Source organism: Taylorella asinigenitalis ATCC 700933 (assembly GCF_000687755.1).
Lineage (GTDB): Bacteria > Pseudomonadota > Gammaproteobacteria > Burkholderiales > Burkholderiaceae_B > Taylorella > Taylorella asinigenitalis.
Genome location: NZ_JHXN01000005.1, coordinates 76,128 through 98,120 on the forward strand (window position 1 = coordinate 76,128; position 21,993 = coordinate 98,120).

A 21,993-nucleotide genomic window follows, 5' to 3' on the forward strand; every position below is an offset into this window, starting at 1 on the left:
TCTACGGTTGAGCTGGAGCTGGTGCTGGTGCAGTATTAGAACCGCCAGTAGATCTCATATCCCTGACTGCATCACTAACTTTTCCTGGCCTTCTAATTTGATCAGCATCAGGAACGTTGTAGTAAGGTTTTTGTTTAAAACCAATAATCTTAGCAGTGATAATTGTAGGGAATTGACGGATTTTTGTATTGTATTGTTTAGCAATAGCGTTATATCTCTCTTTAGCTACCTGTATTCTGTTTTCAGTACCTTCGATAGCAACACGTAAATCCTTAAACGCTGAATCAAAATTAATATTTGGGTAACGTTCTATATTAACTAAAAGTCTAGAAATAGTTGCACCTAAAGCACTTTGATTTCTAGCAACCATATCCATTTGTTCTTGAGTCATATCTTTATCTAAATGGATATTAGGTTTAGTAGCAGATGCCCTAGCCTCTATAACATCAGTGAAGAGTTTTCTAGTCTCCTCAGTTTGTAGTAAGTTAGATTGAACTAAGTTATCTATTAAGCCTAGGCGACGTTCGAACTGTGCATTTAAATCAGAAAGAGTTTTATCTACTTCCTCCTCTAAGGATACAAGTTCGTTATAACCACAGCCAGTTAATGCTAGTGGCAATAAAACCATTGCTAGGTATTTATAAAATCGTCTAAATAGGTTCATAACATATCCCCTAAGCACCCATAATTAAAGTAAATCATTATACAATACCGATACTTAGAAGAATTAATAAGAAAATGTCAAATATTTCACAAGAAGTTTCACGTAGAAGAACCTTTGCAATTATTTCCCACCCTGATGCAGGAAAAACCACTCTTACTGAAAAACTCCTTTTATTTTCAGGAGCAATTCAAATTGCAGGCAGTGTTAAGGCTCGCAAAGCTAGTCGTCATGCTGCATCCGATTGGATGGAAATTGAAAAGCAACGTGGTATTTCTGTTGCATCTTCAGTTATGCAAATGGAATATAAGGGCTGTGTAATAAATTTATTAGACACACCAGGTCACCAAGATTTCTCTGAAGATACATACAGAGTACTAACTGCTGTTGATGCCGCAATAATGGTTATTGATGCGGCAAACGGTATAGAGCCGCAAACAATTAGACTACTCCAAGTTTGTCGAGCTAGAAACACTCCCATTATTACTTTTATCAACAAACTTGACCGAGAAGTGAAGGAGCCTCTAGATTTGCTTGCAGAAATTGAGTCGCACCTTGGGATGGATGCGGTTCCATTTTCATGGCCTATCGGTATGGGAAAACATTTTTCAGGCGTTTTTGATCTTCAAAACAATAGGATGAGAGTTTTTAAAGCGGGTACTGAAAGAGTAGATAAGTCTGAGGAAACTATTGAAGACTTATATAATCCTATTCTAAAAGAAAGATTTGGTAGTTACTACGAGAAAGCTTTAGAAGAAATTGAATTAATTAAGGAAGCCTCTCCTGCTTTTGACCACAAGCAATTCTTGGAAGCAAAACAAACTCCGATATTTTTTGGCTCTGCTGTAAATAATTTTGGTGTTCAAGAAGTTTTAGATACTTTAGTTAAATGGGCTCCAAAGCCTGGCTCTAGGGAAACATTACAGAGAACTGTAGAACCCGAAGAACCTAAATTTACAGGCGTAGTATTTAAAGTACAGGCAAATATGGATCCTGCTCATAGAGATAGAGTGGCATTTGTTCGCGTTTGTTCTGGTCGATTTGAAAGAGGCATGCGTCTTAAAAATGTTCGTTCTAATAAAGAAATCAGACCAAATAATGTAGTTTCATTTCTATCTCAAAGAAGAGAATTACTAGATGAAGCTTATGCTGGGGATGTGATAGGCATACCGAACCACGGAATATTACATTTAGGGGATGTTTTAACAGAGGGTGAATCTCTACAATTTACAGGTCTCCCATTTTTTGCCCCTGAACTGTTTCAAGCTGTAGAGGTAAAAGATCCACTTAAATCAAAACAGCTTCGTGTAGGATTAACTCAACTAGGTGAAGAAGGTGCTATCCAAGTATTTCGTCCAGAGGCTGGTGCCCTACTCTTAGGGGCAGTAGGTCAGTTGCAATTTGAAGTTGTTTTGCATAGACTCAAAACCGAATATGGAGTTGATGCACAACTTATGCCTTCTCGTTATACAATGGCACGATGGTTTACCTCTGATGACGAAAATGCATTACAGAAATTTATGCGCAGCAATGCACAACATATTGCATATGACGTTGTAGAAGGACCCGCATTTTTATTCAGTTCACTGGCACAGCTTAGGGTTCAGGAAGAATTACATCCAGCCATAAAATTTCATACAATGAGAGAGCAAGGGGCAAATGTTTATCACAAAGGAAATTAATTAATGTCTTGGCGTTTACTATTTTTTACTTTGCTACTATTGGCGGGTGCAGCCACTTTGGCTGGTTTGCAAGCTGGAGAGTGGTTAATAGCCCATGCCCCAACACAAGCAAATTTAAAAAATCTTTCTGAAGAAGATCCATCACCAGTATTAGGTCCTGATGGTATACCTGTGATGAAAGAGCCGCCACAACCCCTTATGAATGGATTAATTGGGATCCCAGAAAAGAATTATTCGATTAATTGGAAAATTAAAAAATCAACTGAGGCTCAAATGCTTAGCCAGCTAAAAAATGATCCTCTAGCACCATTAATTGATCCAAATTCACCAAACAGTATCTATGCTAATCAATCACCAAGTAACGCTAAGGGAAATTTTCCCGCACCTATTCATAATCCTGTATCAGTACCTGTTGCTCCTAGTAATAGCAATAATTGGGAGGCTAGTTTCCATGCGGAACTAGCAGAATGTAGAAAAAAAGGATTTGGCGAAAGGGGTGAATGCGTTAGGCGCGTAAGAAACAATTACTGTTCAGCGAATAACGCATGGGGCAAAGTACGAGACTGCGAAAGATAAAATCTATTCCGTCTCTTCCATTGAAGATTGAAGATAATTTTCTAAGCCTATATCAGTAATCAAATCTCTTTGAGTTTCAAGCCAGTCGATTTGCTCTTCATTTTCTTCTAGTATATCTACAAGAAGGGATCTAGATACAAAATCCTCAACGGACTCTAAATGGGCAATCGCAGCTACCAAAGAATTCCTTAAATCATACTCAATATCAAGATTGCACTGAATGATTTCAGGTATAGATTCACCGATGCGAAGTTTTCCTAAATCTTGAAGATTAGGTAAACCTTCAAGCAAAAAGATTCTTTCAATAACAGAATCGGCCATCTTCATATGATCGATGGATTGGTGATAATCTTTATGCCCTAAATGCTCATATCCCCAATTCTTAAGCATACGGGCATGGAGAAAATATTGGTTAATTGAGGTTAATTGAAGCTTTAAGACTGAGTTTAAATATTTATTAGAATCGGTTGGAGCTTTCATATAACACCTTTGAATTTTATTAGTATGAGATTAATTCTAGGGGTGTTTTAAAAAAATAACAATTTTTTGGGTTATTTGATAAATCTCAATTATTATCATTAACAATCGCCCCATAGAGGGGCGACCTTCGAGGGGCTTTTGAAAAAAACAATAAATTAAACTAAGGCTGGCTCAACGATAAGAGTCTCTTCGTCTTTTTGAATATAAGATTCTGCACAAGACGCACAACATCCGCAACAAGTAGCAACACCAAGTGTTGCTTGTAAGTCCTCTAGAGTTGAGGCTCCTTGTGAGACAGCTTCCTTAACGTCAACGTCACGAATACCATTACAGATACAGACAAACATTTTTTTTAAAGTTAAAAAATTTAATCTGTGTCTATTATAAAGAATTAAATACAAAAAGCAATAATAATTATTCGCATTCTCATTGGGTTTTGCCTCTATATGTTTCAATAGTGGAACAGCTTTTTTTATCTCCAAGAGAACACATAGTGGAAAGCGACTCTAAAACCTTCTCCGCATTTGGCTTAATCAATCGCCCTTCAGAATAGATCTTAGCTACTTGCTTGCAGGAAGAGTACATTTTTAATTTACATGATTTTTCTAGATAAGAGACGCCCTTATCATTATCAATCTTCTGGTTATATAGGCCTAAAAAATATATAGAAGCCAGGATGGTACATGATTGACTTCCTGAATTATCACAGGAAGCTTGAGCAGTTTGAATACCTTTCTTCACATTTTTCTTTGTCGAAAGTCCTTCTAGCTCTGAGTATGCTTTAGAGGCACAACTAGCATCGTGTCCTTTACTGCACAATTCACTAAGTCTTTTATAAGAGTCAGATTTATTAAATCTTGTCGCAATTACATGGCAAGCCTCTAATTCTCCCAAGGTACATCCACGCTCAAATAATGTTTCGGATTTTGTTACATTTTTTTCAGCTTTAACACCATTAAGATTTGCATACCCAGCTACCAAGCAACTTTTTGCATCGCCCGTTAAACAGTTACTTTCGATAGTTTCCATTGAACTCTGAGCCATAGCTGGGGTGGCAATGCATACGCTTACAGCCAATAAATATTTATTAAATTTCATAGTTTTACATCAAGATGTGGTTCTATTATTGTAATTTTAATATATGAAATATTTAGTAAAATACGGTAACACTGCATACATCCGAGGCTCAAAATGTCTAAAAACAAACATGATATTTCAGTTATTAACAGAACAATAAGTAAACTTTCTAGAGGAAGAAATTTTCTTAGATTCTTTGTATTTATTCTAATCCTAGGTCTTTGGGCTTGGGGTGCCTATGAACTTTATAAGTATTCTCAAACTATTGACTATAAACCTCTAGCACAATATAGCGATCAGGTTGTGACTTTTCTTGAACAAAATGGTCAATATATCTGGATTGGCCTAATTGCCTTGATATCTTTAATTATTTTGCTCTCTCTTATTTCATGGATTAACGGGAGCATTCGTAGGGCTGGAGATATTATTCCTCACTACGAAGCCGTTGATAATTTAATTCACGAATTAAGTCCAGAAGGTCGTAAAGTATTAGCATGGGTTTGGGAAAGCCAAAGAGAGCCAATCACCATTAAAGACCTTAGAGAAACCAAGCAACAATTAAAGGCTGATAGAGTTGAATTACTTAATGTAGTTGAAAAAGAGGCAAATCTTCTTGGAATAATCCCTGAACATTTGAATAATGATAAAAAACATCTACTTCAGACAAATCGTCTAATGGCAGAGAAACAAAAAGTTGAGCGTGTGCTTAGTAATGTTGACTTGAATTTAAACAAGCAAGAAGATGTTGCACCAAATCAAGTGCCTCAAACTAAGCCAAATGATGCGATCAAAACTGCTCCAGCTCATACTCCAGTTGCTGCTCAGGCTCAGGCTCAGACTCAAACTCAAGCCCAAACTCCAACTCCAGCTAGTGCTCAGACTTATTCACCAGTGCAGGCACCTGTAGAAACTCCTGTTTCCACAACAACTCAGGCTCAGGCATCAGCTCAACCTCAGGTACAACCAACTGTGAAACCTCTAGCACCTACACAAACTCAGCCTAAGGCTCCTGCACAAGCTCAAGGACAACAAATTAGTACTCCTGGTCAAATGATGCAACAGGCTCATCAAGCACAAATGATGCATCAAAATCAACAAGCCCAAGCCGTACCACAATATCAACAGCAAACAACACCGCAGGGACAAATGAGCCAGGAAGCTCAAATTTCTAGAACTGCAGCTCAGGCTCAAGCTAAGCCACAACAAGCATCTACTCAAATACCTTCTGTTTCAGAAGGTTTTGTGGCTGCTCACCCTCAAACTGCTGCTCAATTTAATCAAGCTGTACAATCACGTGTAGAGCCGACTTTAGGTCATAGCCAAATACAAAATAATGAGGACGTGCCTATTGCCACTCCGCAAACTAATATTCCTAAAGTAAACTTTATAAATAATCCACAAAAAAATAATTAACTTATGATAGAAAATCCAGCAAAAAAATATATACCTTTCAAACCATTTGATCATGATTTTTCCGCTCGCACATGGCCGAGCAAGTCTATTACTAAGCCTCCTATTTGGATGAGTACGGACCTGCGAGACGGCAATCAATCTCTTATTGAGCCAATGAATGCTGAAAGGAAGCTGAGATTTTTTAAACATTTAGTTCAAATTGGATTAAAAGAGATTGAGGTTGGTTTTCCATCGGCTTCGCAAACGGACTTTGATTTTGTGCGTCAACTGATTACGGAAAATCTTATTCCAGATGATGTACGTATTATCGTGCTTACGCAAGCCAGACAGGATCTTATCGATAGAACTGTTGAAGCTTGTGCTGGAGCCAAACAGGCGATTCTTCATTTTTATAATGCGACCGCCCCGTCGTTTCGAAAAATTGTCTTTAATATGGACAAACCTCAAGTTAAGGAATTGGCTTGCAAGGGTGTGAATTGGGTTAAAGAGGCGATAGCTAAATATCCTGAGACTAAGTGGTATCTTGAATATTCACCTGAAGTTTTTAGCACTACTGAGCCAGAATTTGCAGTTGAAGTTTGTGATTTAGTAGCACAAGAGTGGGGAGCATCGCCAGAGAAGAAGATAATTTTCAATCTCCCAGCAACTATTGAATCGACAACTCCAAATATATATGCAGACCAAATAGAATATTTCTGCACTCACGTTAAAAATCGTGAAAATTGTATTGTTTCAGTTCATCCTCATAATGACCGTGGGACTGCAGTTGCTGCTGCTGAGCTTGCAGTGATGGCTGGAGCTGATAGGGTTGAAGGTTGTATTTTCGGAAGTGGCGAACGTACAGGTAACGTTGATTTAGTTACACTTGCACTTAATCTCTATACCCAAGGGATACATCCTGGACTAGATTTTTCTGATATCGATTCTGTCAGAAATACAGTTGAGTATTGCAATCAATTGCCAGTGCATCCACGTCATCCTTATGTTGGAGATTTAGTGTTCACCGCATTCTCAGGGTCGCATCAGGATGCAATCAAAAAAGGGTTTGCCAAACAAAAACCAGATGAACCGTGGGAGGTTCCTTATCTTCCAATTGATCCTGCGGATTTAGGTCGCAGCTATGATGCGGTTATTCGCGTTAATAGTCAGTCAGGAAAAGGCGGCGTTTCATATCTTCTTGAAAACGAACATGGGTTTAATCTACCGAGAAGACTTCAAATTGAATTTAGTCGTGCGATTCAGAAAGTTACTGATGAAACAGGCAAAGAAGTAAACGGCAACGCTGTTTTCGATATTTTTAATAAAGAGTATCTTGATCAAACACATCCATACACTCTTGGTCACCATCAGATTTCAACATTCTCTGATAACTCTGGAAATCAACGCTTTAAAATCGAGGCTGAATTAATTAAAGATGGTCAAGTAAGCAAAATCAATGGCGAGGGAAATGGTGCACTATCAGCCTTTATCGATGCCCTAAATTTACCATTGCAATTTATGGACTATCACGAGCATGCGATGGGCTCTGGTGAATCAACTAATGCAGTCTGCTATGTAGAATTGCGTCTTGGTGATTCTCAGACTGGATTTGGAGTAGGTATTAATAAAGATATAGTGACCGCATCTTTTAAAGCTGTTTTAAGTGCAATAAACCGTCACCTTAATTCTAAGCTCTAACAAAGAAATAAAAAGCTCCCTATTAATGGGAGCCTTTTTGTATTAACTACCAAGAATTAGCTGATCTCCAAACTACTTGGTCATCTGCGTTTCCTTTTGAAGCCTTACGCATCATATCAAGAAGCGGGAATGCCCTCTGACCAAGTCCTACAAATTCATCTATAGGTTTCTTTTCAGCCTGTTCCGCATCCTCTTCCTCATTTTTAACGAGTTCTTCCTCTGGATTATCTGAAATTGATGCTACAGCCGCTTCAAGATTTTTAATACTCTCATCTAATTGCTCGTGAGTTATTACACCCTCTGGTGGCAATGCTGGGTAATTACGCCCAATTGCATTTAATACTTGCAAAGCATGTTTTTCAAGCATAACAACATCGCCGCTAGATTTTGAAGAAAAGGTAACCAACATAATTATCTCCTATAGAATTGCTTTATTCTATTCTAGAATTTCGCACTAAATTATGAAAATTGCAGATTTATTATGGAGTCGGCTATATGATAAAATTTCAATGATTTACAGACTTCGAATATTTCATTCATGCTCCCTTCTCATCAAAATGATCTTAATGAGATTATTTCTCAAGCAATAAAACATTTATTTGATCTAACAGACACTAAAGTTCATTTAGAGAGACCAAAAAATCCAGAACATGGCGACCTATCTACAAACATTGCCATGCAATTAGCAAAACCTTTAAAAAGAAATCCTAGAGAGGTTGCACAAGATATTGTTGATACGATTCGCTCAAATCCATCAACTACTAATCTATTGGATAGTGTTGAGATTGCAGGTCCTGGATTTATAAATTTTAAATTTAATATCTCTGTTCATCAGGACATAATTCACCATATACAAACTCAAAGAGAGACTTTTGGAGATTTTCCAAAGAACAATAAAAAGGTTATGGTTGAATTCGTATCTGCAAATCCAACGGGACCTTTGCACGTAGGTCACGCTAGACAGGCGGCTCTTGGGGATTGTATTTGTAGACTGCTTGAAGCTGCTGGTTATAACGTTCACAGAGAGTTCTATTACAACGATGCAGGTAACCAAATTAATAATTTAGCTTTCAGTGTACAAGCTAGGCTAGAAGGTATATCACCAGATGATCCTGAGTTTCCAGCTGATGGATATAGGGGTGAGTATATCAAGGACATTGCAACAGATTATTTAAATAAAAAAACCGTAAAGGCAGATGATATTGAAGTTACGGCTTCGGGAGATATTGAAAATATTGAGGATATTAGAAAATTTGCTGTAGCTTATTTAAGGCGTGAACAGGATTTAGATTTGCTTGCTTTTAATCTTAAATTCGATAAGTACTATCTTGAAAGTTCACTATATACAGACGGTAAAGTAGATGAAGTAGTAAACATACTAGCTAAGAACGGCCATACTTTCGAGAAAGATGGTGCTTTATGGTTACGCACTACGGAATTGGATACTGGGGACGATAAAGATCGCGTAATGCGTAAATCAGATGGGTCCTATACTTATTTTTTACCAGATGTTGCTTACCATAAAACAAAATGGGATAGGGGATTTCAAAAAGCAATCGATATTCAAGGAAGCGATCATCATGGCACTGTGGCACGTGTTCGAGCAGGTTTGCAAGGTCTAAACTTAGGGATTCCAAAAGATTATCCAAACTATATCCTACACAAAATGGTTCGCGTTATGCGAAATGGTGAGGAAGTTAAAATTTCAAAACGTGCTGGATCTTATGTGACTATGCGTGATTTGATAGATTGGGTTGGACAAGATGCCACTCGATTTTTCCTCATTCAAAGAAAGGCAGATACTGAATTTACATTCGATATTGATTTAGCTCTAAGCAAAAAAGAAGAAAATCCTGTTTTCTATATTCAATATGCTCATGCTAGAATTTGTAAGCTTTTGAGGGATAGTGGTGAATTAGCTCAACAAGTTGATCAAGCGGATATAAGTTTATTAACTGCTTCGACTGAACTTAATCTTCTCAAAAGACTATCTGAACTTCCTGATTTAATTCAACTCGCAATAAAAGAGCTTTCTCCACACTTAGTTGCATTTTGGCTTACCGATTTAGCAAGAGATTTTCACTCTTGGTATAGTGCCGAAAAAGTTTTCGTGGATGATATATCACTAAAATTAGCTAGACTAGCTCTTGCTGATGCTACAAAGCAAGTATTATCAAATGGTCTAGATTTATTGGGAGTATCCGCTCCCACTGATATGTAAAATGGCTAGGACAAAGACTAAAAGAGTTAAAAATTCCCGCAACTCCTCTTCTGGATTTGCGTGGATGATTTTTGGATTGGCTTTGGGGCTGGTATTCGCAGCCATTGCCACATATTTTTTTAATTCTAAGTCTATAAAAACGGACGGCCAGAAGACTGCCACTGTCCAAAGCGAAACCACTAAATCTACTCAAGCCTCCACTACCAAGCCAACTGTCACCAAGCCAACTCAGGCCAGCCAAGAAAATACAATACCTAAGCAAAGCGAACCTACAAAAAAAGAGGAATCGAGTGATGCCCTAGGGGCTATGTTGGCATTAAATAAGGGGCAGAGCGAGGGGGCATTGCCACAAGAAAAAGAGGCAAGCACTGCTCCTGAGTCTAAGTCGCAAGATGCCTCGACAACACAAGCTGTATCCACAAAACCAGCTGCGCCAGTAAACAAAGAAGCGAGTAAAACGGCTGAGACTGTAGTTGCGGCGGATGAAACTTCACAAACCGAAAAAGATTCTAGTAAAGTTCGAGTTTCTGATGAACAAGATTCTAAACCCAAAGCAAAAACTGAGCCAGCTGAACCAGCTGAGCCTGCATTCAAAAAATTTATTGTGACGGGAAGATTTTTAGATAAGCCTGATGCAGATAGATATAGAGCTCAACTTCTTATGCGGGGACTGAAAGGAGCTAAGGTTATTTCAATCAAAGAACGAGGTATTAAATTTTATAAAGTTAGAGTAGGCCCTTACACATCTAAATTGGATTACGACACTGCGAGAAAACGTATTTCTCAACTTCCATAATTTTAGTAACTATTTGAAGTCCTTATATCAATTACAATTCCATACAAGTGGGCTTTTTTTCAATTCTTAGCACCTAAAATTGAATAGTTAAAAGTTAACGAGATTTTTATGCAAATTAAAAAATATATATCTAATTTTTTCGCCCTTTTAGCATTACTGTTTTCAGCTACAGTTTTTGCTCAAAGTAGTGCACAGTATCAAACTTTCGATAAACCAATTCCATCAGAAACTCCAAATAAAACTGAAGTTTTGGAATTCTTTTCTTATACCTGCAGCCATTGTGCAGCTATAAACCCTATGGTCGAAAATTTGAAAAAGGAACTTCCAGAGAATGTGAAGCTTGTATTAGTTCCTATTGCTTTTAATGAAGCTATGGTACCTTTCCAAAAGCTTTACTTTACTTTTGAAGCACTAGGGAAATTAGACTTACATTCTGAGTTTTATACAGCTCTACATAAAGATCGCTTGAAACTTTTTACTAAAGAAGAAATGGCATCTTGGGCTGAATCTAAAGGCGTTAATAAGGACGAATTTCTAAAAGCTTTTGATTCTTTTGGGGTTTCTATGAAAACTAAACAAGCCACTGAGAAACAAAAAACCTACAATATTGATGCGTCTCCTACATTTGTCGTTGCAGGTAAATACTTGACTTCTCCTAGTATGACAGGTTCATACCAAGACACAATCAAGTTAGTGAAAGATTTAATCAAAATGAATTAATTTATCCCTTAGAATTGATTTAAATAAATCGTTCTAAGGGACTTCCGTGAAAACATTTTCAAAACTTCTGCTTTCAAGCTCTATCACTTTAACATCAAGTTTTATTCATGCAGAAGGGTTTAAGTTTGTCTCTACCCTTTTAACTTCTCCTTACGAATTAGCTGAATCGGATGCTTGTGCACCTAAATGCCCATTATTAAAAATATATATCATTGATACTGACTATCCAGTGGTTAATCTGGCGATTAACGATTACATAGTAGATCTCGTTGATTCCTTCAATTTTGATGATAAGGAAGATATTCAATACAAATATAATTCAGATAATGTTGATGCTTTAGTTAAGACAGTTTATGATTTTTTGAAAAAAGAGGATGAAAAATTTAAAGATTTCAATGGAAATAGTTACGTTTCCATAAACACATCATTTTTAGGTAAGCATAAAGACGTAATGATGTACTCAACCGTTAATGATTCCTACATTCTTGGAGCGGCTCACGGCAATTCTAATCAGAAATTATTTAATTACGATACTGAAAAGAAAAAAATTCTATCTATAAAAGACATTATTAAACCTGAAGCAGTTGAGACTGTGAAATCCATTGCCAGAAAGAACTTTTTAAAAAATAGTTCTAATAACAAAATAGACCCTGATATAGCAAGAAATACCGAGTTCTTTTTGTCAGAAAATTTTGAATTCAATAATGATGGCATAATTTTTTCTTACAACCCATATGAATTATTGCCATATGTTTTTGGACCACAGAGGGTTTTTTTGTCATATGATGAAATTAAAGAATATTTGAAGCCTGAATATTTGCCAAATAAATCTTGAAGTTTTTAAATTGAACTGTAAAATAGATTTATCTGAGCAAGCTTTGGAGGTTGGTATGTTCAATGTTTTATTGCACTTCATGGAGAATTATCAGACGCCAGATAACTGCCCTACGGTAGATATCCTTTATAAGCGACTCTCAGACGCAGGCTTTTGCGAGGAAGAGATAGATGATGCTATGGATTGGCTTATGCTTCTGACAGAAACCTGCGAGCAAGCCACCGATTTCGATCATCCACAAAGCTTACGTATTTTCACTGATAGAGAGTTTAGACATATCGGTGTTGCAGGCGTTCACTACTTACAATCGATGGATTATCAGGGAACATTGCCACCTTATTTAAGAGAAGTAGTGATTAATTATTGCATGGCCATTAATCCTGATTTCCTCACCATTTCAAATATGAAAGTTTTAACTTTGCTTGTTATGTGGAATCAAAATTTTCCAGTCGATAAGCAGATAATTCACGAGCTTCTAGCAGCTGACAGTGTTATCCAATACAACTAAGTATTCAGGCCGATATATTGGCCGTTTCGCTCCCAGCCCAAGTGGACCGCTTCACTTGGGCTCTTTACTTGCTGCTCTTGCAAGCTATTTAGACGCACGCGTTCATAATGGACAGTGGCTTTTGCGAATAGAGGACATAGATACGCCAAGAGTTGTGTCAGGGGCCGATTCGCAAATTATGCAACAGCTTGAGTTTTATGGAATGCATTGGGATGGGTCAGTCGTGTATCAATCAAATCGCATCGCTCGATACGAGGAGATTTTCGAGAATTTACGTGCCCGTGATTTAGTGTATGGCTGCTCTTGCACACGGAGAGAAACCGCTGATAGGCGATATGATGGAAAGTGTAGGGAGGGGACGTCATTGCCACCGAGATCATGGCGTCTAATAATGTCCGACAAACTCTATTCATTCAAGGACCGCATGGCTGGCCACGTGCAGCAGAACCCATTTCTCGAAGTGGGCGATATTATCGTTAAAAGAGCGGATGGCCTGTTTGCTTACCAGATGGTCGTTGTGGTCGATGATATGGATCAAGGTGTCACGGATATCGTGCGCGGGAGGGATTTGCTCGATTCGACTTGCAGGCAGATGGCCCTTATGGATTATCTTAATGTGGCAATGCCTTCGTACATGCACGTGCCTCTTATCCTCGACGAGCACGGCCGCAAATTATCCAAACAAAATCATGCAAGCGCTATTGAAATCGCTCACTCAAATCCGATTGTGAATCTAAATTATTGCCTCGGTATCTTAGGCTTTGAGCGATTCAATTCTACAGAAATTAGTGATATGAGTTTGGAAGATTTTTGGTCTAAGGCTTGTGATCTTTGGGCGACTAAATATCGTAAGCAAAACGCTCTTTAAGTGCCCCTAAATGATAGGACTCGAGAATTTCAATCTGACGTGCACGAGAACTTTTGCGACATTGCCCAATATTTTTAGCGATAATAAGTTCATTTTTCATCGAATGCTCCCAGCCCACTAATTCCGTCACTGTAACTTGATAACCCATGGCTTCAAGCTGCAAACAACGCAACACATTTGTGAGATGTGAACCAAATTCTCTCGTATGTATAGGGTGACGCCAAAGTTCTGAAAATGATGTTTTTCCTAAGACTGAACCTTTATCGCGTCGTAATACTGATGCGACTTCCGCCTGACAACATGGAATCAAAACAATGTATTTCGCCTTTTTAGTAAGACCAAATTTCAATGCATCATCTGTCGCAGTATCACAGGCATGCAGGGCCGTCACAATATCCACTCTATCAGGAATTTTAGGACTAGTGAGAGCTTCTTCTACAAGCATATTGAAGAATTTCATGCCATTGGAAAAACCCAATTTATCCGACAACTCGCGAGATTTTTGAACAAGTTCAGGGCGTGATTCAATGCCAATAACCAAAGCATCTGATATAGACTTAATAAACAAATCATAAAGAATAAATCCTAAATATGACTTGCCTGCCCCATGATCCACCAATACCAGTTTACCTTCATTCTGCTGCACCACATCTTCCATTAGTGGCAATATAAATTGATACAAATGATAGACTTGCTTAAGCTTTCTGCGACTATCTTGATTTATTTTTCCGTCGCGAGTGAGAATATGCAACTCTTTTAAAAGCTCTATACTTTGCTCTGGTTTTATCTCAGTGAGTTGTTCGCGAATATCCTTAGCCATGCTAAAAGCCTCAGTCCCTAAACTGTCATAGAAAATATGCGTGTCTCAGGCTGATTGCGTAACATGCGTAAATCAAAAGCCATACAGATATTTCTCACATAAGTTCTTCCAGCATCAGTAACTTTAAGACCATTAGGATATATTTCTAATAGCCCGTCAGACTGCATTTCTTCTAATCTATCTATCACCTGAGGTAGCTCTAGGAATTGCATGGACTCTTGTTCCCAGCTTGTTTCAAGCAAACACATAATATTCAAAATATGTCTTCTAATAATGAGATCCTCATCACTTAGAATATGCCCACGCAAGAAAGGGAATCCACCCTTTGCAAGCCCCTCATAATACGCTTCAACTTCTTTGATATTTTGAACAAAACCATACCAAGAATCGCCTATTGATGACGCTCCTAGACCAACCATCACTTGCGTACTTGAGGATGTATAGCCCATAAAATTGCGATGAATTTTTTTATTGAGCATAGATTGATAGAGTTCATCTGTTGGCAATGAAAAGTGGTCCATCCCTACTTCAACATATCCCAATTCTTGTAGTAGCAACTTCCCATTTTCGTATAGTTTGCGTTTTTCCTCTCCTGAAGGCAAATCACCCTCATCAAAACCGCGCTGACCAACCCCCTTAATCCAAGGTACGTGAGCATAACTATAAAACGCCAATCTATCTGGTTTTAGCTCAATCGTTTTGCGAATGGTATATTCCATTCGCTCCCAATTCTGGAATGGCAATCCGAACACTAAATCATGGCTAATGCTATCAAATCCAATATCCCTAGCCGCATTTGTAATATGTTCCACATCAGAGAAAAGCTGCTTACGATTTATAGCTTTTTGAACTATAGGATCGTAGTCTTGCACACCAAAACTAGCTCTTCTAAATCCTAAATCATATAAAGTTTTAAGATGATCTTCAGTTGTGTTATTTGGATGACCTTCAAAGCTAAAACTGTGATTTGGTGCGACTTTAGCCTGCCCATCCGCAAACAAACCCTCGATTAATTTACGCAAATTTTCTGGTTTAAAAAAAGTAGGAGTGCCACCCCCAAGATGAATCTCTTTTACATTAACCACGTCCTTAAATAAATCGAGATAAAGCTTCCACTCCTTCAAAACAGCCTCTATATAGGGCTCTTCAACAGAATGTTTTTTAGTGATTCGCTTATGACAGGCACAGAATGTGCATAATTGCTCACAGAATGGAAGATGTATGTAGATACTAATACCTTCTTTAGTATTAGATTCTTTATAACTTCTACTTAAAGATTCCAAATAGGCTTCAGGTGAAAATGTACTATCGTCCCAATAAGGTACAGTAGGATAACTGGTATACCTAGGACCAGGAATATTATATTTTTGTATCAGATTTTGCATGGATTATTTTTTGCTAGTCTTATTAGTCGCTTTTGTTTTCTTTTCAAACTCAAATCCAACCTTACCATTTTTTTCTAATACAAGGTAGGCTTTAAAAGCTCTTTTAGTTCTGTTGGAAATGAATTTGTCCATCAAATCAGTACGCCCCTCAACAAGCAGTTTTTGCATCTGCTCAACGGGAATCTCCTGCTGAAGAATAACTTTCCCTGATTTAAAGTCGCAGGATTTATCCTTGATTTGATTTTCGCATGCATAGCTCAAGCCCGTATCATACACATCGGATGAGCATTTAGGACACTTGCCTATAGGCGTGAGGGCCTGCAAATCTATTTCTTCACCCTCTTCAGAATCGTCATTTCCGAAATCAAATTCAAGCTTATTATCGTCTGTGAGTTTAAGAATGGCTGAAAATGGTCGTCCCAACTTACTGATAAACCCAGACAGAGGCCCAATAGTTCTGTTAGATAAAAATTCTTCAACTTCCGAAGTTTCAAATGGCCTTGAACCTGGGTTTTTAGTTATAGAAAAATCGCAGTTTGTACAAGCATACCTACGGTAGTTCTCTTTAATCACACCTCCACATACAGGGCATGGTGTCATAAGAGTTGCATAATCCCCTGGGACTGTATCATGCTCGTATTCTTTAGCTCTTTTAACGATAACTTGCGTGTTTTTTGCAATCTCCTGCATGAAACTTTGACGATCCAGATTTCCATCTTCTATCTGACGCAATTTATATTCCCATTCGCCAGTGAGTTCGGGTGATGTGAGCTCATTTATTGAAAGCCCATGCAAGAGTGTCATAAGCTGTTTAGTTTTAGTGGTCGTAATTAAATCTTTTCCCTCACGACGCAAATATTGCTCTGTAATAAGCCCCTCAATAATACTAGCTCGTGTAGCTGGAGTACCAAGGCCCCTCTCAGACATGGCTTCACGCAATTCGTCCGAATCAATAAGTTTTCCTGCACCCTCCATAGCTGAAAGCAATGTCGCTTCATTAAAATGAGCTGGCGGTTTAGTCTTATTTTGAACGCTTTCAATAGTTTCAGTTAGTACAGTTTCATTAGGCTTAATTTGTGGCAATGTCTCGTCGATCTCCTCTCGACCGTATATCTCAAGCCATCCAGGAGAAACAAGAATTTTTCCTTCTGTTTTAAATTTATAGCTAAAAACATCAGTAATACGAGTTGTGACGTTATAGATTGCTGGTGGAAAAAACACAGCCATAAATCGCTTACATATCAAGCCATATACTTTAGCCTCTGCTTCACTGAGAGATCCACTATTACTCGTGGTTGGAATAATAGCAAAGTGATCTGAAACTTTACTATTGTTAAAAATTCTCTTATTAGGTTTAACCCAACCGTTCTTTAATATTTTTTCAGCAAATTCTCGGTGATCCTTATGAAGTGAAGAAGTCATCGAAGTAATAGACTTTAGATTATCCTTCACTGTAGATAGATAATCTTCAGGTAAGTATCTTGAGTCGGTACGAGGATAAGTAATTAATTTATGTTTCTCATAAAGTGCCTGAGCCACTGCAAGAGTTGTTTTTGCTGAGAAACCAAACTTTGAATTTGCCTCGCGTTGAAGAGCCGTTAAATCAAATAAAATTGGTGAGTTCTGAGATAATTCTTTAATCTCCTCACTAACAGTTCCTTCTTTTCCTTTGCAAGCCAAGACTATGGTCTTAGCTGTGTTTGCATCCCATATTCTACTTTCGCGTGCGTCTGGATCTTTAGGATTTTTCTTAAAGTTTGGGTCAAACCATTTTCCTTCATAAACCCCAGCACTAGCAACAAAAGTGCCTATAACTTCCCAATAATCCTTGGGCTCATACTCTCGTATTTTTTGATCCCTATCATAAACAATAGCTAGTGTAGGAGTCTGAACTCTACCTATGGGAGTTTTGTGAAAACCGCCTCCCTTGCTGTTGAAAGCGGTCATAGCACGTGTTCCATTAATCCCAATAAGCCAATCTGCTTCTGCCCTAGAACGTGCTGAATCTTCAAGTGGTTTCATACTCTGGTCAGAGCGCAAATTGCTGAAAGCCTCTTGAATGGCCTGCTTAGTCATGGACTGAAGCCAAAGCCTTTTGATAGGTTTTTTAGTTTTAGAGTATTGAATAATGTAGCGGAAAATAAGCTCACCTTCACGACCCGCATCGCACGCATTAATAATACTTTCGATATCAGAACGCTTAATTAATTTAGTGAGTAAGGTAAGTCTTTCTTTCGATTTCTTATCAATGGGCTCGATTTCGAAATTCCTTTTAGGAATAGCTGGTAGATTAGCAAATGACCATTTTCCGCGTACGGCATCATCTGGGTTATGTAGAGTCAATAGGTGACCTACACTAGAGGATATTACATATTGGTCGTTTTCATAATAACCAGACTCCTTTTTAAAGGAGCCTAGTGCTTTTGATAAATCGGTAGCGACCGATGGCTTCTCAGCAATTATTAGAGTTTTACTCATATTTATTTAAGTAATTTAAAAGACTTCCCTGTGTTAGGTGCTTTCATTTCCCCATAAGATTTAAAAATAGATTCCAATCTCTTAGAGTAGTTTGATTTAGCAACCAAGAATTGAAATTTACTTCCGTATTCTTTAAATGTTTTTATAAATGCAGGTATCGACATCGCATCCCCATTGAAATTAATTTGCGATTTTGTAATATCTTTTTGATTTGGGTTTAAAAAGACACTAATGCTTGCTTTGTCGGCTGTCCCTGACATAATACCACTATCAACCCAATCTCTTTGTAAACTGTGCACAATATCTTTTATCTCTTGTTTATGAGCTTCAGATGCTCCAGGTTTATTGTTTTTCATCGCCCAAACTTCAGCGGCCTCTTTAAGAGTGTTTTCTAGCCAATATCCTTGAAAATCAGCTTTCAAATACGCTTGTTTAAGAAGGAGTATTAAGTTTACAGGGTCCTTCATATCTAATTTACCTGAAGGTGGCACAGCATCTATACCATAGCCCACTTTCATACTTCCCGTAGAATTTTCAAAATTAATTGAATAGTTAATCTTAGGAGAGTTATTGATTAAACCTAAAGATATGGCCATAAACTCAGGGAAATGTTTTTTAGTTAGAAGTCTTTCAAAATGTTCATTGAAAGCTTTAGGTGATGCTTTAGGATTTTTAGCATCATATTCAAGCATTTCATTAAATAAAGTAGCAAATAAAGACCCAAGTTGCTTTAAGGATGTAGTATGAAGATTATCTATATCAATTTCAGTACTATAGGATCCAAAAGGGCGACCATAGATAGATACGGACGAAATCAATTGATTTGAAACTAGCCTAGTATTTAAAGGGTCACGAGTAACGACTAATTTCCCATCGCCTTTTCCTATATCAATATCTACATCGTTAATAATATTTTTCTGTTTTCCAATATTAGTAACATGTTCGAATGCCCAATTATTCGGCTCAGTTTGTTGAAACTTAGCTGTCCCCTTTAGCTCATGCATCTCAAAATAAACTCTCTCATTCTTATCGACTACATCAACAAGCACATTATTTTGAGAATAAACCGAATTTACATTGTGCATATCAGCATCCGATTCGTATTTAACGGTAATCGGAGAAAACTTAATCTTGCCTTTTTCGTTTACGTTAACGAAAATCTCTTCTATTTTTAATTCGCCATTTATGTAGTCGTTGTAATCATGAATATACTCAATTTTAAGTGGCTCTTTATCTTTTTTAGGAAAAGCTGTTGATAAATCTGAGTAGAACTTAGAGTTTTTAGAAAGCGTTAAAACTTGTTTAGTTTTAATAGGCGAAAAATGACCCTGTTTTAATTCACTAAATGGCAATGGACCATGTTCAGCATGTAAATCAAATATAGGATAATTCTCACCACCCTTTAGAGCTGCAATAACATAATCAGAGGAGAAGATTTTTATTCCATCTCCTTTATTGGTCCTAATAAATTTAAAATCTTTAACTCCTAGAGATGAAAGTTGATTATTAAAATACTCCAATTGCTCATCAATAGTCTTAACTGATTTTTGTCCTTGAAGATAACTAGCTACAGGATATAAGCCTATAACTATTAGTATCAAAAGAATAACTAAAAATTTAATCCATCCACTGCTACTTGATCTTTTAGGGCTAGGGGCGTGGCCTTGATCCTGAAACTTAGTGTTCATATTTGTTTCCTAACATGAAGTGCGACTTCATTATAAAATAGCATAATTATATGTTAGATTTATGAGAGGATAATTATGTCATCTTCCGCCTTCATGGAAGGTAAAGTTCTTTCAGTTCATCACTGGACCGATAGATTGTTTAGTTTCACCACTACTAGAGACCCATCTTTTAGGTTTAAAAGTGGTCAATTTATTATGATTGGCCTTAAAATTGACGGTAAACCGCTTCTTAGAGCCTACAGTATAGCAAGCCCAAATTGGGAGGAAACTCTAGAATTCCTAAGTATTAAAGTTCCAGATGGTCCCCTTACTTCAAAATTGCAACATGTTCAGCCTGGAGACACAGTTATCCTAGGCCGTAAACCAACTGGGACACTTTTATTAGATTATCTACTTCCCGCTAAAAGACTCTATCTGCTCTCAACTGGCACTGGTTTGGCTCCATTTTTAAGCATCACGCGTGATCCTGAAACATATGAACGCTTTGATGAAGTTATTTTGTGTCATGGGGTGCGTGAGGTTAAAGAGCTTGCTTACTACGATTTATTCACAAAAGATTTGCTTGAACATGAATTTTTGGGTGAAATGGTCAGAGAGAAACTTAAATATTATCCGACCGTAACTCGAGAGGAATTTAGAAATACTGGCCGCTTAACTACATTGATAGAGAATGAAAAATTATTTAAAGATTTAGGTGTACCTCCCTTAAATCCTGAAACAGATAGGGTAATGATATGTGGTTCTCAAGCGATGCTTGCTGATCTTAAAAGAATGTGTGAAGAGCGCAACTTTATAGAAGGAACTACTACGAAACCAGGGCACTTTGTTATTGAGAGAGCGTTTGTTGCTACTTAATTAAATGTGCGATTGGATTTCTATCCTTATCCGTACTACTTTCTTTTAATTTATCTTTAATAGCCCTAAATTCCTCTAGGGCTTCAGGATTTTTTTCGCCTTCGTTTAAACCCTCATTAGAAAATAAAAAATTCTTTGATTCATGTAATTGTAAATAACGATTCTTATCGAAAATGTAGTCATCAGAACAGTCAATAAAATAAAGCTGTTTTTTTACCCTTGTTGTAGCAATGTAAAACTGATTCCTACTCAACGATGAAGATTCACCCTTAAATTTATTACATTGCTCATTTACGCCAAAAACCAAAATTTGGTCAAACTCTCTTCCTTTTGCTTCTGATACAGTTAAAAATTGCAAACCAACTTTAGGTGAGTACCTTTTTTTCATTTGCTCTAATTGTAAAAGCCAGTCCCGAAATAAATATCCTTTTGCTAACGCATCCTCTTTTAAGCCCTGCCATGAAGCCCAACCTATTTGATTTCCTAGCAATGGGTTAGAGGCTAGTCGATAAAATTGAGTGTTATTTTCGAACTTACACATAACCTCATATGTGGTGAGTTCCAATAAATCCTCATCAAAAAGCTTAACAAACCCCTCGATAAACCGTTGATCATAAACATTAGAGTCATAAAAATAACAATTAACATGAGACTGTAAGAGATTTAATACACTGGCAAAAGGTATATCTTTGGAGGCAATGCTTTTGTATATCTCTTCTTTTTTATCTTCACTTAAATGACAAAATGGCAAATTAATTAGAGTAAGAAAGTAACTAGTTATTAATTTCTCTAAAAAATGCCGATTCGGAATATTAAATGGGTATCGCAGTATAAATAAAAGCGAAACCATTGCTACTGAGCTTGAGTAAAATAGCGGCTTGTTTAGTTTTCTTTTTGTATGAGTGTATAAATAGAATTGGGCTAAGCTATTTTGTACATGGTCCTTTGAAATCACTACATAATCTTCTTTGGCATGTTGTTTAGGATCGAATCTTTCAATTTCAGTTTGATGCTCTTCCATAGACACTATAGGCCGTGTAATAACATCGGAAACTAAATTAGATAGGGTCTGTCCGTATCTATAACTATGATTTAAATAGGCTCTATCGGAATCGAAGTCCATTAAAAAACTATCGAATAATAAATCTGTATTCGTGCCTCTCCATTCAAATATATTTTGAAATCGATCTCCAACAGCAACTAACTTATGTGTTTTATCTGCAAGAAGTTTTATTAGTTCATATTGTTTTGGA

At 37.3% G+C, this 21,993-nt stretch carries 21 protein-coding genes; 11 read left to right on the forward strand and 10 right to left on the reverse strand.

The genetic code is table 11. From position 1 onward, the window contains the following. Position 1 precedes the first annotated feature (1 nt). Positions 2 to 664 carry a LemA family protein gene (locus tag T432_RS0104280; protein WP_014110721.1) on the reverse strand — a complete coding sequence of 221 codons (663 nt, stop codon included), beginning with the start codon at positions 662 to 664 and terminating at the stop codon, positions 2 to 4. 74 nt (positions 665 to 738) lie between these two features. On the opposite strand from T432_RS0104280, the gene T432_RS0104285 reads away from it, so the two are divergent. Further along, entirely contained in the window at positions 739 to 2,343 is a 1,605-nt protein-coding gene (locus T432_RS0104285; protein ID WP_028884317.1) for a peptide chain release factor 3, read from the forward strand. A gap of 3 nt (positions 2,344 to 2,346) precedes the next feature. Continuing rightward, the gene (locus tag T432_RS0104290; protein ID WP_028884318.1) at positions 2,347 to 2,919 is read left to right on the forward strand and encodes a hypothetical protein; all 573 of its coding nucleotides are present in this window, start codon (positions 2,347 to 2,349) and stop codon (positions 2,917 to 2,919) included. Positions 2,920 to 2,922: 3 nt separating this feature from the next. Here the strand turns inward: T432_RS0104290 and bfr are convergent, their stop codons facing one another. From bfr to T432_RS0104305, 3 genes are all read right to left on the reverse strand, one after another. Next, positions 2,923 to 3,399, reverse strand: coding sequence for a bacterioferritin (gene bfr / locus T432_RS0104295; protein ID WP_014110718.1), 477 nt, complete (start codon positions 3,397 to 3,399; stop codon positions 2,923 to 2,925). Positions 3,400 to 3,554: 155 nt separating this feature from the next. Continuing rightward, a complete protein-coding gene (locus T432_RS0104300) occupies positions 3,555 to 3,746 on the reverse strand; it encodes a (2Fe-2S)-binding protein (protein WP_015551778.1) in 192 nt (63 codons plus the stop codon). Positions 3,747 to 3,825: 79 nt separating this feature from the next. After that, positions 3,826 to 4,497, reverse strand: a complete 672-nt coding sequence (locus T432_RS0104305) for a tetratricopeptide repeat protein (RefSeq protein WP_028884319.1) — start codon at positions 4,495 to 4,497, stop codon at positions 3,826 to 3,828. 93 nt (positions 4,498 to 4,590) lie between these two features. Between T432_RS0104305 and T432_RS0104310 the strand changes: the two genes are divergently transcribed. Both T432_RS0104310 and leuA read left to right on the forward strand, forming a co-directional pair. Further along, positions 4,591 to 5,889 carry a hypothetical protein gene (locus T432_RS0104310; RefSeq protein ID WP_028884320.1) on the forward strand — a complete coding sequence of 433 codons (1,299 nt, stop codon included), beginning with the start codon at positions 4,591 to 4,593 and terminating at the stop codon, positions 5,887 to 5,889. A 3-nt stretch (positions 5,890 to 5,892) separates the two neighbouring features. After that, entirely contained in the window at positions 5,893 to 7,566 is a 1,674-nt protein-coding gene (gene leuA, locus T432_RS0104315) for a 2-isopropylmalate synthase (RefSeq protein ID WP_014110714.1), read from the forward strand. Between the two features lie 46 nt (positions 7,567 to 7,612). Here leuA and T432_RS0104320 read toward each other — a convergent pair whose 3' ends face one another. Then, positions 7,613 to 7,975, reverse strand: a complete 363-nt coding sequence (locus T432_RS0104320) for a DUF1840 domain-containing protein (protein WP_014110713.1) — start codon at positions 7,973 to 7,975, stop codon at positions 7,613 to 7,615. Positions 7,976 to 8,104: 129 nt separating this feature from the next. On the opposite strand from T432_RS0104320, the gene argS reads away from it, so the two are divergent. From argS to gluQRS, 6 genes are all read left to right on the forward strand, one after another. After that, positions 8,105 to 9,787, forward strand: coding sequence for an arginine--tRNA ligase (gene argS, locus T432_RS0104325; RefSeq protein WP_028884321.1), 1,683 nt, complete (start codon positions 8,105 to 8,107; stop codon positions 9,785 to 9,787). 1 nt (position 9,788) lies between these two features. After that, on the forward strand, positions 9,789 to 10,583 hold the full coding sequence (locus T432_RS0104330) for an SPOR domain-containing protein (RefSeq protein WP_028884322.1): 795 nt from the start codon (positions 9,789 to 9,791) through the stop codon (positions 10,581 to 10,583). A 108-nt stretch (positions 10,584 to 10,691) separates the two neighbouring features. Further along, the gene (locus T432_RS0104335) at positions 10,692 to 11,303 is read left to right on the forward strand and encodes a thiol:disulfide interchange protein DsbA/DsbL (protein ID WP_015551772.1); all 612 of its coding nucleotides are present in this window, start codon (positions 10,692 to 10,694) and stop codon (positions 11,301 to 11,303) included. A 46-nt stretch (positions 11,304 to 11,349) separates the two neighbouring features. After that, positions 11,350 to 12,138 carry an RsiV family protein gene (locus T432_RS0104340; RefSeq protein ID WP_028884323.1) on the forward strand — a complete coding sequence of 263 codons (789 nt, stop codon included), beginning with the start codon at positions 11,350 to 11,352 and terminating at the stop codon, positions 12,136 to 12,138. Positions 12,139 to 12,148: 10 nt separating this feature from the next. Then, positions 12,149 to 12,646 carry a Smg family protein gene (locus T432_RS0104345; RefSeq protein ID WP_248646276.1) on the forward strand — a complete coding sequence of 166 codons (498 nt, stop codon included), beginning with the start codon at positions 12,149 to 12,151 and terminating at the stop codon, positions 12,644 to 12,646. After that, entirely contained in the window at positions 12,627 to 13,514 is an 888-nt protein-coding gene (gene gluQRS, locus T432_RS0104350) for a tRNA glutamyl-Q(34) synthetase GluQRS (RefSeq protein WP_028884325.1), read from the forward strand. The genes T432_RS0104345 and gluQRS overlap by 20 nt, the downstream gene beginning before the upstream one ends. On the opposite strand, the gene T432_RS0104355 is transcribed toward gluQRS, so the two are convergent. Genes T432_RS0104355 through T432_RS0104370 form a run of 4 tightly spaced genes read right to left on the reverse strand, consistent with a single transcriptional unit; the run spans position 13,486 to position 19,885 of the window. Then, a complete protein-coding gene (locus tag T432_RS0104355; RefSeq protein ID WP_028884326.1) occupies positions 13,486 to 14,334 on the reverse strand; it encodes a class I SAM-dependent methyltransferase in 849 nt (282 codons plus the stop codon). The genes gluQRS and T432_RS0104355 overlap by 29 nt on opposite strands. A gap of 17 nt (positions 14,335 to 14,351) precedes the next feature. Continuing rightward, on the reverse strand, positions 14,352 to 15,719 hold the full coding sequence (gene hemN, locus T432_RS0104360; RefSeq protein ID WP_028884327.1) for an oxygen-independent coproporphyrinogen III oxidase: 1,368 nt from the start codon (positions 15,717 to 15,719) through the stop codon (positions 14,352 to 14,354). Positions 15,720 to 15,722: 3 nt separating this feature from the next. Next, on the reverse strand, positions 15,723 to 18,197 hold the full coding sequence (locus T432_RS0104365; RefSeq protein WP_028884328.1) for a DNA topoisomerase III: 2,475 nt from the start codon (positions 18,195 to 18,197) through the stop codon (positions 15,723 to 15,725). Between the two features lie 2 nt (positions 18,198 to 18,199). Beyond that, positions 18,200 to 19,885 carry a DUF945 family protein gene (locus T432_RS0104370; protein ID WP_028884329.1) on the reverse strand — a complete coding sequence of 562 codons (1,686 nt, stop codon included), beginning with the start codon at positions 19,883 to 19,885 and terminating at the stop codon, positions 18,200 to 18,202. A gap of 75 nt (positions 19,886 to 19,960) precedes the next feature. Between T432_RS0104370 and T432_RS0104375 the strand changes: the two genes are divergently transcribed. Continuing rightward, positions 19,961 to 20,740, forward strand: a complete 780-nt coding sequence (locus tag T432_RS0104375) for a ferredoxin--NADP reductase (RefSeq protein ID WP_028884330.1) — start codon at positions 19,961 to 19,963, stop codon at positions 20,738 to 20,740. On the opposite strand, the gene T432_RS0104380 is transcribed toward T432_RS0104375, so the two are convergent. Beyond that, positions 20,733 to 21,993 (reverse strand): UvrD-helicase domain-containing protein (locus T432_RS0104380; RefSeq protein ID WP_028884331.1); only part of this gene is annotated, 1,261 nt, incomplete at its 5' end. The two genes, T432_RS0104375 and T432_RS0104380, sit on opposite strands and share 8 nt — an antisense overlap.